This is a genomic window from Bacillus silvicola, assembly GCF_050524305.1.
GTDB lineage: Bacteria > Bacillota > Bacilli > Bacillales > Bacillaceae_G > Bacillus_A > Bacillus_A cereus_AT.
The window spans coordinates 776,267-794,077 of sequence record NZ_JBNGVC010000013.1 but is presented as its reverse complement, the minus strand read 5'-3'; the positions used below and the strand labels follow the sequence as shown (position 1 = coordinate 794,077).

Here is a 17,811-nt window from a genome sequence, read left to right as displayed (position 1 = left end):
GTTTCTTTACGCTTTCTTAAGCAACAAATACATAAAGTAAGGTGCACCAATTAAGGCGACGACAATGCCTGCTGGAATACCGCTAGGTTCGACGATGTTTCGTCCAATTGTGTCTGCTAGTAGTAATAGCCATCCGCCTATTAAAACGGCGATTGGCATGAATATTTGATGTCTTGGTCCGACTAAAGATTTTGCGATGTGAGGAGCCATTAGTCCAATAAAGCTAATTCCTCCTGTTACGGAAACTGCTGCAGCTGCAAGCGCAACGGCTGCAATTAATAAGTATCTTCGTTCTTTTTCAATTTCAATGCCGACACCAATTGCGACAGGTTCGTTTAATGCTAGAATGTTTAATCGATTTGCTTTATAGAAAACAAATGGGATTAATACGATTAACCATGGAAGCATTGCGTAAACGAAGATCCAATCATCTCCCCAAATGTTTCCGGCTATCCATTTTGCAATAAAGTCGACTTTCATACGATCTGCTGATGAAATAAGAACAATCATTGCTCCAGATAGTGCAAATGAAAATCCGATACCGGTTAATGTTAATCGTATTGGCTGAAGTCCTGTGGATTTGCTATATGAAAATACGTAAATTAGAACAGCGGTAAGGAAAGCACCGATAAACCCAACGACTGGTAGTAAGTAAAGAAACGAACCAACGTCAATTGGAAAATATAAAAAGAAGATGGAAACTGCAACACCAGCTCCAGCGTTGATTCCAAGAATACCAGGTTCAGCTAAATCGTTACGTGTAATACCTTGCAGGATAGCACCAGATAAAGCGAGCGCCATACCAGCTAATAATGTAATGACAATTCTAGGTAGTCGTAAAGAATATAAAACAAACTCCTCTTTAAATGTACCTTGTCCCATTAGTGTTGGGAGTAATCGATCATAAGATAAAGATGCTGAACCGAGCCCCATTCCAACTACAATGGTTGTAATGGTCAGTATAAGTAAAGCGAGTATGATAATACGTTGTTTTCTTAGAATAGATTGCATCATGAGAAAGTTCTTCCTCCTTTACGAACGATAAATAGGAAGACCGGTAATCCTACAATAGCGACAATTGCAGCAACTGGCGTTTCGTACGGAGCGTTAATTGTACGCCCAATTGTATCTGCGAGTAGCATAAAGGACGCACCAGCGATTGCTGACATCGGTATGACAAAACGATAGTCTGGTCCAACGATTGGACGAACCATATGAGGTATCATTAAGCCGATAAATGCCATGTTTCCGACAAGCGCTACGGAAGCACCTGCAAGCAAGATAATAATGATAAACAAAATTGTTTTAATAACAATAATTTTTTGACCGAGTCCAACAGCAACTTCTTCACTGAAACTAAGGACTGTCAATTTCCTTGCAAGTAAGATAGCGAGAAATATACTTATTGAAATAACCGGAATAATAATTTTTAATTGGCTCCAAGTAGTTCCAATTACGCCTCCAGCCGTCCAAAGTGATACATCTTGTGAAATTTTAAAGTAAATGCCAACACCTTCTGAGATTGCAAGTAGAAACGCTGAAACTGCAGCACCTGCTAATACAATTCGAAGAGGGGAAAGTCCACCTTTTTTCACCATGCCAATTCCAAATACCATAATTGCTCCTACCGCAGCCCCGATAAAACAAGCTAATGTTAAGTACAGATAGCTTATGGAAGGGTTGAAAGCAAGTGTTAGTGCAAGTGCAGCATTTGCGCCACCAGTTAAGCCTAGTAATCCAGGATCAGCAAGTGGATTTCGAGTTAATCCTTGCATAATTGCCCCAGAAACGGCAAGTCCAGCTCCGACAAATATGGCAGCAACTTCACGTGGCAAACGTATTTCGCGAATAATAGATATTTTGTCTCCTTTAGCGGAGGAAGTGAGTGCTAACCATACGTCTTTTATAGAAGTATCTGCAGCACCTAATACCATTGCAACCATAAAAATAAGAAAGAATGCAATTATGCTCAAAATTAGTTTGTATGTAAAAGCCATGGAACGTGGATTGTTGTGATCTTTCGTCATTTGTTTCACATCTTTTCTTTTCATAGAATAAAGGAAGAGGAATTCTTAAATTAAGAATTCCTCATGTTTGTACTATTGACCAAGAAAGCTCTTCTTGAAGAAGTCTAGTTGGAAATCTAATGTAAGTGGATCATTGAAATAGAATTCCATCATGTTTGCTTCATATACACGATTATTTTTTACTGCTGGAATGTTTTTATATGATTCTGTCTCTTGGAATGAGTTATCAGTATCTTTATTTTTACTTACGATTAAGTAATCACCAGCAAACTCAGGTAATACCTCAGTAGATAATGCGTAGTAACCTTCTTTTAATGCTTTTTCTTTTACTTTTTCAGGCATTTTTAATTTCATTTCTTGGTAAAGAATTTCTGTTCCACGGCCCCAGTTTTCGCCGTATACGTAAAGCTGTTTGTTGAAGTTTTCAACAACAGAAACTGTTGCATCTTCACCAATCTTCGCTTTAATGTCTTTTCCAGCTGTTTGTGCGCGTTTCTTGAAATCATCAACCCAAGTTTTTGCTTCTTTTTCTTTATTTAATAATTTACCGATTTCTAAGTGTTGTGTTAAGTAATCAACTTTTCCGTAAGTGTATGTTACAGTAGGAGCGATTTTCTTTAATTTATCAACATTTTTAATATTGGATAAACCAATGATTAAATCTGGATTTAATTCTGCAATCTTTTCAACATTCTCATCTGATACTTCCGCAAGATTTTTAAGCTTGCTATCGAAACGTGGGTTTTGTTTAGACCATGAATCTACCCCAACAAGATTTACACCTAATGACATTACGTTACCAGCGAATGATGATAGGACAACAACACGTTGTGGATTTGCTGGAACTTCAACTTTACCATTTTCAGATTGGTATGTAATTGTTTCTGATTTCTTACCTTTTGCGTCGTTCTTCTTGTCTGTTGAACCATTGCTACAAGCACTCATAACAAGGACGAACAGAACTGTTAGTGAAATAAATAATTTTTTCATCGTCTTTCTCCTTTTGATAGATGATATGTGATATACAATAAATTGTTTAGCTTTGATCTTTTGAAAAAGTGGTAATACAAAGGTCGTATTAACAATCTTGAACTTGAGATTTTACCATATAGTATTCACCATAGTAATAGAAGAAGATGTAATCTCACAGTTACTAATAATTAACATATTGATAATGATTATCAATATTGATTCTTTAAATAATATAATTTTATATAGGTGTATTGTCAATAGTAATTTTGATTGTAAATTTCTTAAAAACAAGTTATATTTTATTGAGAATGATAATCAATTGTTAATAGCTGAGGAGTGGGCACGAATGAATCGAGAAGAATTATTTGATGTAACTGTGATAGGTGGAGGACCTGCAGGGCTTTATTCGGCTTTTTATAGTGGACTAAGAGAGATGAAAACGAAAATAATAGAATTTCAACCACAGTTAGGTGGTAAAATACATGTTTATCCGGAGAAAATGATCTGGGATATTGGCGGATTATTACCGGTTACTGGCGAGAAATTAATCGAGCAACTTGTACAGCAAGGATTAACATTTCAGCCTGAAGTTGTATTGAATACAAAAATAGAATCAATTATTCGTAATGAAGATGGTATTTTTACGTTGAAAACAAGCAATGGAGAAGAACATTTTTCAAAAACAGTGATCGTCGCAACTGGGAGTGGTATATTGAATCCACAAAAGTTGTCAATTGAAGGTGCGGAGAGATTCGAAGTCTCGAATTTAAATTATACAGTTAAATCGTTAAAACGTTTCAAAGATAAAACGGTAATTATTTCAGGTGGAGGGAACTCTGCAATTGATTGGGCGAATGAATTAGAACCAATCGCGAAAAAAGTTTATTTAACATATAGAAAAGAAGAATTATCTGGTCACGAGGCACAAGTCAAACAACTTATGAATAGTTCAGCAGAATGTTTCTTTAATACATCGATTACAAAATTAATTGCTGGTGATAACCATGAAACGATTGAATATGTAGAATTAACAAATCATGAAACGGGAGAGGTTTCTCAGTTATCTATCGATGAAGTTATTATTAATCATGGATATGAACGTGACATTACATTATTGGAAAATAGTGAGCTAGATGTCGCAATTGTAGATAATTACTTTATTGCAGGGAATGCAAATAGTGAATCCTCGGTAGACGGATTATATGCTGCTGGAGATATTTTAAAGCATGACGGAAAATTACATTTAATTGCAGGGGCATTCCAAGATGCTGGAAATGCTGTGAATAAAGCGAAACAATTTATTCAACCAGATGCAAGTGAGTATGGTATGGTTTCTTCTCATAATGAGGTATTTAAGAAGAGAAATCGAGAATTGATTAAGCAGATGATGAAATAATAAGGTGAACTTTAATCAGCGGGGGATCCATCCCCCCACTGATTATTAGCCATCATCAATCGGGCTTTTACGGGCAGCCCGACTCCCACCTAACTCCCTCGCATTCGCTGGATTTTGAGATGGGAGTCTTACTGCCCACAAATAGCGGGATAAAGGAACAAGTATACCCCCATTCACTTCTCTATTCGTATGGACGAGAGAGGTAAATGGGGGTTTTCCTGTTTATTATATCTGCAATCATTATCATGACACCGGTTTCATTAGTTCATGTGACATGAACGTTTTATTTGTAATCTCTCTAGAAAACAATGAATCTAGGTTTGGTTTATGCTGTCCCTTTTGCCTGTTCATTCGGAAATGGCATATTTAGTATAGAAGCAATGTATTGTTTTCCATGTTTTCGAGCTAGTGATTCTAATATTTGGCGAACGCGTTTTGTAAGATGGCCTTGTTTTTTTATAGCTTCACAATATGCATCATAGAAAACGTATTTCGCCCAAAGGAAATCATCTTGTTGGAATAAGAAATGATTTTTGTACCATTCGCCAATTGTATGATAGCAATTGCTTTCATGTACTGCTGCACTTTGTGAAAGAATACGATCGGATAAAGACTTAGATAGATGAGAAATTGTGTTCTCTGTTTCAACTCGTAATGTTTTTTCTAACATTGTAATGATGTGACGAGTAGCCATATGTTAACTCTCCTTTGTGTAAATGGGTAATACCATTCTATATTTTTAAAAAATACTTACTATATTATTATACAATATATGGAATGCATCTACCTGCTTTTTAATTTGTATTTACAAAATCTTTTTTATTTGTTTACAAAAATAAAGTAAGATACAGTATATATATGAAAAAACTATAAAGGAATGAACACATTGTATATAACGATAGAAGAGGCTGCGGAATATTTGAATTTACCCAAATCGTATGTTGAAGATTTAATTCAGCAAAAGAAAGTTCGTGCACTGTTTGATGGAGAGCAATATTTATTAAACAAGGAACAGTTTAATACACATTTAGAACAAATGGAGAAATATAAGCAATTAGTGGAAGAAATATTAAATGAGCCAATTCCGGAAGATATGGATGTTAAAGACGAAGATTAAATTTATGAAAATCCCCCGTATTAAGATATGCAGAAATGTATCTTAATACGGGGGATTTTTGTATGAAGATATGAAAAAATCACCCAAAATCCTAGAGTTAATTTAAGGGAAAGAAGATTTTATAGGGATTCGTACTATTAGTTAAAAGCATATTTTTTCATAGCGGGGACAAACATAGCGAACATAACCTGTACAGATACATGTACTATCAGTGCAAAAGCTTATAAATTAATGGAAGGGGTTTTCTCGTGAGTTTATTTCATTGTGATTTTTTGCAAGATTTAATTGGATCTTATGTAAGAGTAAACAGAGGTGGACCAGAATCTCAAAAAGGGACAATAGTATCAGTATATTATGAGGAAGTTTTAATTTTAGGGAAAAACTTCAACATGGAAGTTGGTTTTCTTTATCGAATTAATGAGTATACAACAGATTTAATTAGACAGAACTTAGATAATGTAGAAGATTTATGGAACTGGAATCGTAAAGTATTCAATCCAGCGGAAGAAGAGATTGCAGGAGAAGGTCTAGTCGGTGTGTTACTCGTTTATGAAAATAACGAGACATACATGTATAATGTAATGAATAGTAGCCAAGTTTTTCAAAAATATAAAACAAATGCGACATACTTCCAAGTAGGGTGTGGAATTTATGCAGGCTTGTGTAGTTTATTGTTAGATACTTTTGGACAAGGCGCCTATTATGTTGAAGAATTATTATTAAATACTGAAAGTAAGTATGGGGAATATTTAAATTTATATATGAAGGATATTGTAGTAGGACATAATAATTTTACAGATGGATTGCTACACGATAGGGTAAGGTGGATATAAATTGTGATTGAAAAGGAAGGAGCTGTATCTCCTTCCTTTTAGTATTAGAAGGTTATATATTGCTCTGAAAGCAATTTCATACGTATAATTTAAGGGGATAACATGTGAAATGTCATTTTTGTATTGATCAAGAGGAGTTTTTATATGAACAAATACAAGAGCTTGATTTATGAAGAAAGAGAAGCTTTAAAAGTATTTATATTATTATTCTATATTATATTCTTTTTATATGACGCTATATATTATTTTGTATATCCTGCTATGAACATTAATGGAACAGCGGTAGGTTGGCCAAAAGGCAGCCTTGGGATAGGCGTATATATATTTGTAATAGCATTATTTCCTATTTCAATATATCTTCAAAAAAGAGGCTATGTATATTCTATAAAATATTTATTTTTATTTGGGTACATGTTCATTAATCTTATTAATAATTTAATGATTTATTTGCGAACGGATAGAGCTTTTGAACATGGTAGTATGGTAGAAATGTTATTAATTTTATTTGCACCAGTTTTCGTGAACAGAAAATATTTTTATTTAGTTTCCTTTAGTGTAATTGGAAAGTATGTACTTTTTACATTGATATTACAAGATTTAAAAGTTGTGATTCCGCTTGTCTTATGTATATTCTATTTCATTATTTCACATTCTTTGTTAAAACGATTTCAATCTTATGTAAGAACAGTGTTTGAAATGATGAACAATATGAAAGAGACGGAAAATTTAGCTGTAATTGGGACAATGTCTACAACAATTGCGCATGAAATCCGAAATCCATTAACGGCTTTGAAAGGGTTTACGCAAATGCAAAAAGAAAGAAACCCTGAAGATATGATTAGCTATGAAATAATGCTACAAGAGATTGAGAGAATCAACGGTTTTGTTAGCGAATTGATGTTATTAGGAAAACCGAAACCAACAAATTATGAATGGTGTAACATACGGGAAATCCTTTTATATGTTGTGCAGTTAATGGAAAGTTATGCGAGTCAATATAAGGTGAAAGTTTATTTGCAAGGAGATGGAAATTTACCCGTTATAAACGGTGATGATAAACAATTAAAACAAGTGTTGTTAAATATTATTAAAAACGGAATAGAATCAATGCCCGAAGGTGGGGACATTCATATTCGGGCATATGAAAAAACTAAGGGGTATTTGTGTATTTCTGTCGAGGATCAAGGTTTAGGGATAGAGAAGGAGAAGCTAGAGAAGATTGGAAAGGCTTTTTACACAACAAAGGAGAATGGTACAGGACTTGGTTTAATGATTACATATAAAATTATTAAAGAACATCAAGGGAGTATCACCGTTCAAAGTAGTATGGGTGTGGGAACGAAGGTGGAAATTTATTTACCGACAGTGTAGAGAAACAGAAGAAAGTATTTTTCAGAAAAGTGTTCTTGTTGTGTAAATATAAACATTTTATAAAATGTTTCAAGAAGGGTTTTTTTTATAAAATACTTCGTTTATAATGGAGGAAAATATCGACATGAGATTGGTTGCTCATGTAGCGGTTCGGTAGTGTTATGAAAAGAAAAGAAGGGGTGCACGCGCATCCTTTTTTCTATGCGGATATTATGAAAGAGGTGGTATGATGGAATTAACATTAAATTCGACTGTATGTTTACACACGATTCAATTTCGAAAAGAGAAATTGAATTATATTGTAAAAGATACAATTACAGGAGAAACATATGAAATGCCGCCACTTTGGATTGATGCACTAGCAATGATGCGTGACGGTTTTTTATTGGGAGAAATTGAGGAGAAATTAAAAGAAGAGTATCCGACCGAAGAAGTAAATATGGTAGCATTTACGAGGCAATTGTTAGAGCTAGAGCTGGTCGAAATGGTGGATGGAGAAGAGATAGCTTGTACAAAGAAGAAAGATAAAGATTATTTAGCTTGGTTACGCCCAAGAGTGGAACAATTCTTTTTAAACTTAAATAAAAAATATAAAAGCAAAGGTCAAAAATGATCTTTGCTTTTTTTGTAGGCGTGTTTAAAAAATAACAGCGAATGCTCTTGCGAAAGCACCGTCACTATCTTTAATTTTTAAAGGTGCTGCTGAGAAAAAGAAACGTTTCGCTTTAATAGCATCTAGATTTGTTAAGTTTTCAATTAAGTAAATGTTATTCCCTAGTAATATGTGGTGAATCGGTGATGTTTCTGTCGTTACCTCATCAGGAGAAATAAAATCTAAACCGACTGATTTTACTTTTAATTGAACCAGTTCTTCAGCTAATTCTTCGGAAAGATAAAACGCTTCTTTCTCATAAGCTGCTGTATTCCACTTATTAGATAGATTGGAATGGAAAATGACAATATCATCTTCTTTTATATCGGTATTATGCAATACTTCCTTAGGTAACTTTCTCTCTTGGATATGAGTTACATCGATAAGAACGGCCTCACCTACAAATTGTTTTAGGGGTAATTGATCAATGGTGGTTGCACCTGAAATGAAATGCGCAGGGGCATCGCAATGTGTACCTACATGAACGACAGAATGAAAATCTGTAACTTGATAGCCCGTCTCTTCAACGTTTGTAATTGCTTCTAGTTGGATTTTTGGTGTTCCAGGAAATTGAGACATATTGTTTTCAAATGTTTGTGATAGGTCGATTACTTTCATTTTAAATACCTCCAATATATGTTTTAAAATATAAAAAACTCATCTTTCATAATCAAGAAAGATGAGTTTTGCACACAATGGTTAAGTTTTATCTTTCAAAATGCATTGCATTTTGCAGGAATTAGCACCTATTCAGTTTGTATAAACTGAGGTTGCTGGGCTTCAAAGGGCCGGTCCCTCTGCCTCTCTTGATAAAGATATATTCAGTTTTAATATTTCGATTTTTTTAATAATTAAATTGTAATTCATTTCCTTTTTTAGTGCAATACAAAATAGGTATTCACCCAAATAAGGTGGCTCGCATATTGTAGCTTATGTAAATAGAATGCTGCGAAGGAGTGAGTGCAGTGACAGGTAATGTATTGAATTATTATGCTGGTGGAAATACAGCTAGGGGATTTCATAATTTATACGAAGAGAATTTAAAAGGGCTAGACAGGTTGTTTATTTTAAAGGGTGGTCCAGGAACTGGGAAATCTTCTTTAATAAAGGCAATAGGTCGTGAATGGGTTGAAAAGGGATATGATATTGAACTTTTACATTGTTCTTCTGATAATAAGTCAGTTGATGGAGTGATTATCCCAAAATTAAAAGTAGGAATTGTTGATGGAACATCACCGCATGTTATTGAGCCTAAAATGCCAGGGGTTGTGGAAGAGTATATTAATTTAGGAGTTGCTTGGGACTCAGATAAATTAAGAAAGCAGAAGTTAGAAATTGAACGATTTGTATCAGAAGCGAGCAAGGCTTTCCAATCTGCTTACGGATGTTTTCAAGAGGCATTAGTTATACACGATGAGTGGGAGAAAATATATATTAATAATATTGATTTTAACAAAGCAAATGGACTAACAGATCAATTGATTCAGAAATTATTTACAGATAAAAAGGGGAAACAATCGATTGTGAAACATCGGTTTTTAGGAGCTGCTACACCGAAAGGAGCAGTTGATTTCGTTCCTAATTTAACAGAAGGATTACCACATCGTTATTTTATAAAAGGACGCCCTGGCTCTGGAAAATCAACAATGCTCAAAAAGTTAGCGCAGGCAGCAGAAGAAAAAGGGTTTGAAGTTGAAGTATATCATTGCGGATTTGATCCGAATAGTCTTGATATGGTTATTGTAAGAGAATTAGGATTTGCAATTTTTGATAGTACCGCACCACATGAATATTTTCCAAGTCGCGTGGGTGATGAGATTATAGATATGTACGCTCTTATTGTTACACCGGGGACGGATGAAAAATATGCTAAAGAAATTCGTGACGTTTCCATTCAATATAAGGCAAAAATGAATGAGGCGATGTCTTTCTTGGCAAAAGCGAAATCAGTTCGTGATAAATTAGAACGAATTTATATTGCTGCTATGGATTTTTCAAAAGTGGATGCATATAAAGAGGAAATTCAAAAAGAGTTTGAACGAATTACCGCTACTGTAATTGAAAAGAGAAAGTAGGATTTATTGAACTGTCAGAAAATTTCTGACAGTTATTTTAGTATGTAGTAAAATTGGTAATATATTTGTCGAATTTCCAAGGAAATAATCAAAAAATGGGGATGGTATGAAATGAGAGGGAAAATTGAATTAGAGCTAGAAAGAATTGAGCAAGAGAATGATGTGAAAATTTTATTTGCAGTGGAATCAGGGAGTCGTGCTTGGGGATTTCCATCGAAAGATAGTGATTATGATGTTAGGTTTGTTTATATACATCCAGTAGAATGGTATTTATCAATTCATGATAAACGAGATGTAATTGAATATCCGATTAGTGATGATTTAGATATAAGTGGCTGGGATATTAAAAAGGCATTGCAACTATTCGCGAAGTCAAATCCAGCTTTACTTGAGTGGATTCGATCACCAATTTTTTATTCGAAAAACTCTAATTTTCCAGAGCAGCTTCAGCAAATGAGTGAAAAGAATTTTGATCCAAAGGCAACGATATATCATTACTTACATATGGCTTCAAAAAATTATCGTGAATTTTTGCAAGGCGAGAATGTAAAGTTGAAAAAGTACTTTTATGTATTACGTCCTATTTTAGCTTGTCAATGGCTAGAAGAGAAAGGGACATTACCTCCAGTAGAATTTGACCGATTAATTACAGAACTATCTATAGAACGTAGTGTATTGAATGAGATTGAGAAATTGTTAGTAAAGAAAAAAGCAGGTACGGAATTAGATGTTGGATTGAAAATTCAGGTGTTAAATCAATTTTTAGAAGAACAAATTGATTATTATCAGCAATACGTGAAAGGGATTGAAAAGGGGTTAGGGATTGATATTGAGAGTTTGAATACACTATTTAGAAACATGTTGTTTGAAGTATACCAAAAAGAGCACAAATAAATTTATGCTCTTTTCTATCCCACGATTTGTGGGAGCCTACTGCCCGTAAACGCCTAATTGGTGTGGGCTAATAATCAGCTGGGGATGCACCCCACCACTGATTAAAGGTTCACTTTATTTTGTAGGAATAAAGAAAACAGATATAGCTGCGATAAGACCTGCAAAGGAGAATAAGTAAAAATTCCACGCCAAGTCATATTGCATTGTCATAATAATACCGACAAGAATAGGGCCAGCAATCGCACCAACTCGGCCAAGTCCAAGTCCCCATCCTAAGGAGGTAGCTCGTATATGTGATGGGAAGTATTGTGTTACATAAGCATTTAATATTTGAGTAATACCGACTGATCCAATTCCAGCAAGACCAATTAAAAGATAAATGATTGTAACAGATGGTTGAATTGTTAGCAGTCCAATACATATGGCTGCCATAAGATAGGAGATGCTAATAACAATTTTTGCTCCTATACGATCGGCAATTGCCCCGGCAAATAATGCGCCGATAGCTGCAGTAATATTTAGCATAAGTAGAAATGATAAACTAGATCCAAGAGGATATCCTGCCTGGCGCATCATCTGTGGTAGCCAAGTATTTAAACCATAGATTAAAAACATTCCCATTATATAAGTAATCCAAAAAAGTAGCGTTGCTTTTATGTATTCTTTTGAGAATAACGTAAGAAATCCATTTTTCTTTTGTATATTAGATGGTGTTTCAGGAATTTCATCTTTTACATGGAATTCAATTTGAAAGCGATTAAGAATTTTGTTCACTTCTTCTTGTCGATTCCGTGATAATAAAAATTGAATGGACTCAGGTAAATAACGAATAATGAAAGGAATGAGGAGTAGCGGAATCATTCCGATGCCAAACATAATTCTCCATCCGAAATTTTCTAGCATAAACATGGATAAAATAGCACCTAACACGATACCTAAAGGATAGCCGGTAAACATAAGAGCGTAAATAAAAGATTGCCGTTTTTTTGGTGAATATTCAACAGTAAGTGCTGAAGCCGTTGGGATAACACCGCCTAATCCGATTCCTCCGATAAATCGAGATAACCCAAATAATTCAGGAGAAGGAGCAATTGCAGCTAAGCCCATTGTGATAGAAAAAAGAGCTAAACAGCATATAAGTGTCCACTTTCGTCCAATTAAATCTGTAATGGTTCCGACTAGAATAGCGCCAATAAACATCCCAAATAGAGCATAGCTGGCCATTGTTCCAGCTTGAGCTGGTGATAGGGCCCAGCTGTTGTCTTCTAGAAGCTCTGGCAGAACAGCGCCGTAAATACCTAAATCATATCCGTCAGCTAGAATGGCGAGCCAACAAATAAAAACAACAAGTTTTGTAATAGAGCTTGAAAAGATAGTTTCTGTAGATTCTAGATGAGGTGGAGCAGAAGGTTGCATAGTATTCACCCCTTTTATTCGTAGATGAATATATTATTTTATTTAATGTTAATATTCCCCTGCTTGTGTCGAAATTTATATGAAAAGGTGTCATGAAAAACAAAGAAGTTCAACAGGATTCTTGTTGAACTTCTTTGTTTTTTTACTCGTTATCAACTCGTTTTAATGGTTGATCTGCTGGCCCTTCCATAACGTCGCCATCAATTGAAAAACGAGAACCGTGGCAAGGGCAATCCCAAGTACAATCACCATTATTCCATTCAACTTCACAGCCGAGGTGTGTACAAGTCGTGTCGACGATATGTAATTTTCCTTCTTTATCTTTATAGGCACCTGCTCGTTTGCCGTTGACATGTACAACAGATCCCTCACCAACTTCAAGATCTTCTGGTTTACGTAATGCGGTTTCAATTTTCCCTTCAATTAAATGTTTAGCAACATCAATGTTTTGAGAAAGGAATGTTTTTATATCTGGATTTGCATGAAAGCGTGAGGGTGCAAACAGCTCTTTATATGGGCTGTGGATTTTTAGAATGGAATCCTTCAGTAAATGAGCTGCAGCAGTTCCTGTTGTCATTCCCCATTTGCGATATCCAGTTGCAACAAATATATTTGGATTTCTTTCGTTAATATGTCCGATATAAGGGAGCTTATCTAGCGTAATTAAATCTTGCGCTGACCATCTATAGGGAACTTCATCTACTCCAAAAGTTGCTTCAGCAAAAGAATAGAGTGCTTCATAATGAAGCATCGTATTTATTCCCTGTCCCGTTTTATGGCTCTCTCCGCCAATCAAAATCAACTTTTCTCCATTGTTTGTTATATAGCGTAAGGAGCGTTTTGGATCATCAATACTTAAATACATACCACCTAGATAATCTGTTTTTGCTTTTATTGCAAGAGCATAGGAGCGTTCTGCGTACATTCTCGTAAAGAAAAAGCTATTCGCATCATAAAAAGGAAAATGAGAACAAGAGACGACATATTCACAAGTGATGCGATGCCCCTCCTTTGTAATTACTTGTGGATAATCTCCTTTTTCCACATCCATAGCTGTTGTTTGTTCATAAACTTTGCCACCCATCTCCACAAACTTTTCTAAAAGTGTTTTCAAATAAAGGAGGGGATGGAATTGCGCTTGATTTTTCATTACAAGTGCAGATTGTACTGGAATAGGAATCGATAGAGATTGAACATAGTCACAAGGTATATTTAATTTTTGATAAGCTTCATATTCTTTCGATAAATTTCTTAAACCGTTATCAGTAGTTGTATATAAGTATGAATCTTCATTTGAAAAATTACAGTCGATTTTATATGTTTGCACAGTGTCATTTATGAATTGTAGAGCGTGATTATTTGATTCGTAGTAAAGCCTGGCTTTTTCCACACCGAAATGATTTATTAATTCGTCGTAAATAAGATCATGTTGTGCTGTTACTTTTGCTGTTGTATGCCCAGTTGTTCCATTTAAAATAAGACCAGAATCAATTAAAACAACGTCGATGCCTTCTTTTGCAAGTAAATAGGCAGTAGTAATACCTGTAATACCAGCACCGATAACAGCAACTGCTGTCTTTATATTTTCGGATAAATGAGGAAAAGTAGGAATTTGAGTAGATTCAATCCAATAGGATGATGGTAACTGCGGAAACGTGTCATCTATCATTTGTGAAACCTCCTAAATTAGAACAATTTTCCTTTTAATATTTCCATCTTATATGGAATTCATGTATGTTGTTTTAGTAGCGTTCTATTTTATTAAAAGAAAGATAAAATTATTTTAATATAATTATTTTGATGGGGCATTATGAAGAAGTGGGATTTATAGAAAACTAAATTCAAGTGATTCCGTTTGTTGATTACATAGAGAGTTTTTGAATAAGATAGAGTCCATGGCGTTTAAGAAGATGCATATATATAGTGGATAAATCCTTATGAAATCTATACTTTTTCTTTAGTGAAATAAAGTATGATTATAAAAATATAACCAACTTTTATTACTAGGTCATAAAAGTTGTTGACAATATAGAAATTCTATTGTTATGATTCATCATGTGGAAAGGTTGATAGAGAGTAAAAAGAGAAATGTTTTTCATTGATAATAAAAGCGGAAAAATAAGTGACGATAGAGTGAGTATATTTTCCTTATGAATAAATGCTTTTTTGATCACCTAGTAAAATCAATCTGGAAGCAAGAATTGATATATGCAAGTTTGCGCAGGGCGCGGCATAAGAAAGGGGCAAAAGGATGAAGGAGCTTCATACGTTTGGGTGGTATGCAGCGCGTGTATCACCACATTTGCCGAAAAAAGCATTTAAACCAGTTCCTACTCGTTTATTTGGTGGACTGGCTTATTTACTTGTGGCATTGGCTGGTTTAATAACGATCGGTGTATTTGAATTGAATGTGTGGGTAAATCTAGGAATTGCAATTGTTCTTGGATTATGTTTTGCTTCACTTGGATTTTTAGGACATGAAATTTTACACGGAACAGTTGTAAGAAAGGCATGGCTGCGTGATTTTTTAGGTGCGATAGCATTTATGCCATTATCAACTGGTCCAAAACTTTGGAGAAAGTGGCATAATGCAACGCATCATGTTCACACACAGCATGAAGAGAATGATCCAGATGCATGGCCAACACTTGAGAAACTTAAAAAGAGTAAGTTTTTGAGTTGGGTATATCGCATGCCTCTTCATGTACGTTCATTCTTTAGTTTTCTGTCACTAACAATTCAATTTACGTTACATTCGACTCGAATGTTCTTTCATTTTATAAAGGAATTTAAGTCATCCAATCAAAAATCTGTATGGCTACAACTTCTTTTGCCTTGGACAGTTTGGATTAGTTTATTGTTTATTATGGGACCTGCAAAGTGGTTATTTGCATACGTGATTCCGTTGTTAATTGCTAACTTTATTGTAATGGCATATATCGCAACGAATCACCGCTTAAATCCAATTGTTCCAGTAAATGATCCTTTAGCAAACTGTTTATCAGTAACAGTGCCGCGCTGGGTAGATGTTTTGCATTTCAATTTCTCATACCATACGGAACATCATCTGTTTCCTGCTATGAGTTCTAAATACTATCCGTTAGTAAAAGAGAAAATTAAAGAAATGTGGCCGGAACGTTATCACGAAATGCCGATGACAAAAGCATTGGGAGCACTTTGGAATACACCACGTGTGTATTATCAAGGAAGTGAATTAGTTGATCCGCATAGGGAGCATTTCTATGGTTCTTTAGGAAATGGATTGGACCCTCATAATATTTCATATCGTGAGGATCATATAGAGGAAAAAGAGAGTGTTAAAAAAGTAAATCAGTAAAAGTTGATATATTTTGCAGTGAAAAAGCAAGCCATCTCAGGCTTGCTTTTTTTTATAAAGAAACTTCTTTTTTATTCTTTGTATGGACTTGGATAGAATTTGTCTCTTTGCGCTGTAATCGTTTTTCTAAAAGGTTAACAAAGTAAGTAAATAGGAGAACAAGTACGAGATAATATAAACCAACGATTACATAAGTATCTAATTGTTGAAAGTTACCTGCAGCAATGGATAAACTAGATCCCCATAATTCGGACATTCCTACGTAAGCAACAAGTGAGGAATCTTTCAATCCAATAATAAATTGATTACCTAGAGGAGGAAGAGATAGACGAAATGCTTGTGGTAATATAATTCGGCGCATTGCTAAAGGGTAAGGCATGCCTAAAGAGCGAGCAGCTTCTAATTGTCCACGGTCAACGGATTGAATGGATCCACGGAAAATTTCGGTAATATATGCACCGTTATGAATTGCTAAAGCAATTGCTCCTGCCCAAAAAGGGGTGAACACAACAACAGATGTAATACCAAAATAGAGAATTGCGATTTGAACAATTAAAGGTGTACCACGAATAATGGCGATGTAGACATGAGCGATACTATTTAGAATTTTATTGTTAGAGATTCGAAAGAAAGCAAATAGTAATCCAATTAATGAACCGAGTACTAGGGAAGTTAATGTTAATTGTAATGTGACAATAGTAGCTTTTAAGAGTGTGGGGTAGGTAGAGATAAAAATTTCAAACATGCGTTTCACCTCATAGTGTATAGATTTTAGTAGGGAATGAAATACCCCACATAAAAAGTGGGGCATGATCTATGGAATCTTTGAATAGTTAACCTACTTCGTTTTTGCCTCTTCTCCAAGAATATTACGTCCAAACCATTTTTTACTAATTTTTTCGTACGTACCATCTTTAATGATTTCATCTAAAGCTTTATTTACTTTCTCAACCATTTCTTTATCATCTTTGCGAATAGCAATTCCCATTTCATCAAGATTTAATGGTTTTCCAGCTTCTTTTATATTTGATTTACCTTCTTTAATCATTCGAAGACCAACCATTTGATCAGTGATTACTGCGTCAACACGCCCAGGCTCTAAGTCCATAAGAGCGGTAATATCACTATCGTATTCTGTAATTTGATCTGTATGTTTGGCAACAAGGGTTTTAAAGGTACTAGCTTTTACAACACCAATTTTCTTTCCTTTCAAATCTTCTGGAGAAGAGATAGATGTATTCTTTTTAGCTACGAAAATCTGGGCGCCAGAGCGATAATATGGGTTTGAGAAACTAACAGCTTTTAATCGTTCTTCTGTAATAGCCATACTTCCTAATATCACATCATATTTTTTTGATTGTAGACCTTGAATTAGCGTTTCCCATGGATTTGTAATAGGAGCGGGTTTCATTCCCATCTTTTTCGCGAGCGCCTCACCTATTTCTACATCAAATCCGGCAAGTTTTCCGTCATTTTCTTTATAGTTAAAAGGTTTGTATAATCCACTCATCGCATAACGAAATTCCTTTTCACCATTTGATGAAGTAGTCGAGCTTTCCTTACTACAGGCTCCTAGTATGAAGGATGTACATAGTGTAATACTCGCAACAATGGTTAATAGTTTTCTTTTCATAAAACCCCTCCTATATATTGATCATACGGATGGTTTTAAGTATGTTATCGAGATATTTTATTTGGACAATTAGTTGTGCACCGTATGA

Annotated in this window: 16 protein-coding genes, 1 pseudogene and 1 riboswitch; of the genes and pseudogenes, 8 read left to right on the top strand and 9 right to left on the bottom strand. The window is 34.8% G+C overall.

The features are described from left to right. Positions 1 to 6: 6 nt before the first annotated feature. Genes ACP6L7_RS26135 through ACP6L7_RS26125 form a run of 3 tightly spaced genes read right to left on the bottom strand, consistent with a single transcriptional unit; the run spans position 7 to position 3,017 of the window. Positions 7 to 1,014: a FecCD family ABC transporter permease gene (locus ACP6L7_RS26135; protein ID WP_098361705.1), complete on the bottom strand. Its 1,008-nt coding sequence runs from the start codon at positions 1,012 to 1,014 to the stop codon at positions 7 to 9. Next, on the bottom strand, positions 1,011 to 2,051 hold the full coding sequence (locus ACP6L7_RS26130) for a FecCD family ABC transporter permease (protein WP_141533368.1): 1,041 nt from the start codon (positions 2,049 to 2,051) through the stop codon (positions 1,011 to 1,013). The genes ACP6L7_RS26135 and ACP6L7_RS26130 overlap by 4 nt, the downstream gene beginning before the upstream one ends. 48 nt (positions 2,052 to 2,099) lie before the next feature. Further along, positions 2,100 to 3,017 (bottom strand): iron-hydroxamate ABC transporter substrate-binding protein, encoded by a 918-nt coding sequence (locus ACP6L7_RS26125; protein ID WP_430529488.1) that lies wholly within the window; start codon positions 3,015 to 3,017, stop codon positions 2,100 to 2,102. Between the two features lie 328 nt (positions 3,018 to 3,345). Between ACP6L7_RS26125 and ACP6L7_RS26120 the strand changes: the two genes are divergently transcribed. Continuing rightward, positions 3,346 to 4,395 carry an NAD(P)/FAD-dependent oxidoreductase gene (locus ACP6L7_RS26120; protein WP_097829018.1) on the top strand — a complete coding sequence of 350 codons (1,050 nt, stop codon included), beginning with the start codon at positions 3,346 to 3,348 and terminating at the stop codon, positions 4,393 to 4,395. A gap of 325 nt (positions 4,396 to 4,720) precedes the next feature. Here the strand turns inward: ACP6L7_RS26120 and ACP6L7_RS26115 are convergent, their stop codons facing one another. Next, positions 4,721 to 5,089 (bottom strand): hypothetical protein, encoded by a 369-nt coding sequence (locus tag ACP6L7_RS26115; RefSeq protein WP_071747242.1) that lies wholly within the window; start codon positions 5,087 to 5,089, stop codon positions 4,721 to 4,723. A gap of 183 nt (positions 5,090 to 5,272) precedes the next feature. Here ACP6L7_RS26115 and ACP6L7_RS26110 point away from each other — a divergent pair, with 183 nt between their 5' ends. The 4 genes and pseudogenes from ACP6L7_RS26110 to ACP6L7_RS26095 all read left to right on the top strand — a co-directional run bounded on the left by ACP6L7_RS26110 (position 5,273) and on the right by ACP6L7_RS26095 (position 8,329). Then, entirely contained in the window at positions 5,273 to 5,512 is a 240-nt protein-coding gene (locus ACP6L7_RS26110) for a helix-turn-helix domain-containing protein (RefSeq protein WP_080018159.1), read from the top strand. Positions 5,513 to 5,865: 353 nt separating this feature from the next. Continuing rightward, positions 5,866 to 6,345, top strand: a pseudogene (locus ACP6L7_RS26105) (S-adenosylmethionine decarboxylase related protein); the annotation flags it as partial. Between the two features lie 144 nt (positions 6,346 to 6,489). Further along, positions 6,490 to 7,716: an ATP-binding protein gene (locus ACP6L7_RS26100; protein ID WP_097828968.1), complete on the top strand. Its 1,227-nt coding sequence runs from the start codon at positions 6,490 to 6,492 to the stop codon at positions 7,714 to 7,716. A gap of 229 nt (positions 7,717 to 7,945) precedes the next feature. Further along, positions 7,946 to 8,329, top strand: coding sequence for a hypothetical protein (locus ACP6L7_RS26095; RefSeq protein WP_097828967.1), 384 nt, complete (start codon positions 7,946 to 7,948; stop codon positions 8,327 to 8,329). A gap of 24 nt (positions 8,330 to 8,353) precedes the next feature. On the opposite strand, the gene ACP6L7_RS26090 is transcribed toward ACP6L7_RS26095, so the two are convergent. Next, entirely contained in the window at positions 8,354 to 8,986 is a 633-nt protein-coding gene (locus ACP6L7_RS26090; protein ID WP_071735259.1) for a cyclase family protein, read from the bottom strand. Positions 8,987 to 9,071: 85 nt separating this feature from the next. Next, positions 9,072 to 9,184, bottom strand: a riboswitch (SAM riboswitch). 149 nt (positions 9,185 to 9,333) lie between these two features. Here ACP6L7_RS26090 and ACP6L7_RS26085 point away from each other — a divergent pair. Together ACP6L7_RS26085 and ACP6L7_RS26080 are read left to right on the top strand one after the other, a co-directional pair. After that, positions 9,334 to 10,443: a PRK06851 family protein gene (locus ACP6L7_RS26085; protein ID WP_097828966.1), complete on the top strand. Its 1,110-nt coding sequence runs from the start codon at positions 9,334 to 9,336 to the stop codon at positions 10,441 to 10,443. A 111-nt stretch (positions 10,444 to 10,554) separates the two neighbouring features. Then, positions 10,555 to 11,337 (top strand): nucleotidyltransferase domain-containing protein, encoded by a 783-nt coding sequence (locus tag ACP6L7_RS26080; protein WP_097828965.1) that lies wholly within the window; start codon positions 10,555 to 10,557, stop codon positions 11,335 to 11,337. A gap of 114 nt (positions 11,338 to 11,451) precedes the next feature. Here the strand turns inward: ACP6L7_RS26080 and ACP6L7_RS26075 are convergent, their stop codons facing one another. Further along, positions 11,452 to 12,753: an MFS transporter gene (locus ACP6L7_RS26075; protein ID WP_097828964.1), complete on the bottom strand. Its 1,302-nt coding sequence runs from the start codon at positions 12,751 to 12,753 to the stop codon at positions 11,452 to 11,454. 142 nt (positions 12,754 to 12,895) lie between these two features. Beyond that, the gene (locus tag ACP6L7_RS26070) at positions 12,896 to 14,422 is read right to left on the bottom strand and encodes an FAD-dependent oxidoreductase (protein ID WP_097828963.1); all 1,527 of its coding nucleotides are present in this window, start codon (positions 14,420 to 14,422) and stop codon (positions 12,896 to 12,898) included. 582 nt (positions 14,423 to 15,004) lie between these two features. Between ACP6L7_RS26070 and desB the strand changes: the two genes are divergently transcribed. Next, positions 15,005 to 16,090 (top strand): Delta(10) desaturase DesB, encoded by a 1,086-nt coding sequence (gene desB, locus ACP6L7_RS26065; RefSeq protein WP_097828962.1) that lies wholly within the window; start codon positions 15,005 to 15,007, stop codon positions 16,088 to 16,090. Between the two features lie 52 nt (positions 16,091 to 16,142). Here desB and ACP6L7_RS26060 read toward each other — a convergent pair whose 3' ends face one another. Together ACP6L7_RS26060 and ACP6L7_RS26055 are read right to left on the bottom strand one after the other, a co-directional pair. After that, positions 16,143 to 16,835 (bottom strand): amino acid ABC transporter permease, encoded by a 693-nt coding sequence (locus ACP6L7_RS26060; protein ID WP_097828961.1) that lies wholly within the window; start codon positions 16,833 to 16,835, stop codon positions 16,143 to 16,145. 93 nt (positions 16,836 to 16,928) lie between these two features. Beyond that, positions 16,929 to 17,723, bottom strand: coding sequence for an ABC transporter substrate-binding protein (locus ACP6L7_RS26055; RefSeq protein WP_097828960.1), 795 nt, complete (start codon positions 17,721 to 17,723; stop codon positions 16,929 to 16,931). Between the last annotated feature and the right edge of the window lie 88 nt (positions 17,724 to 17,811).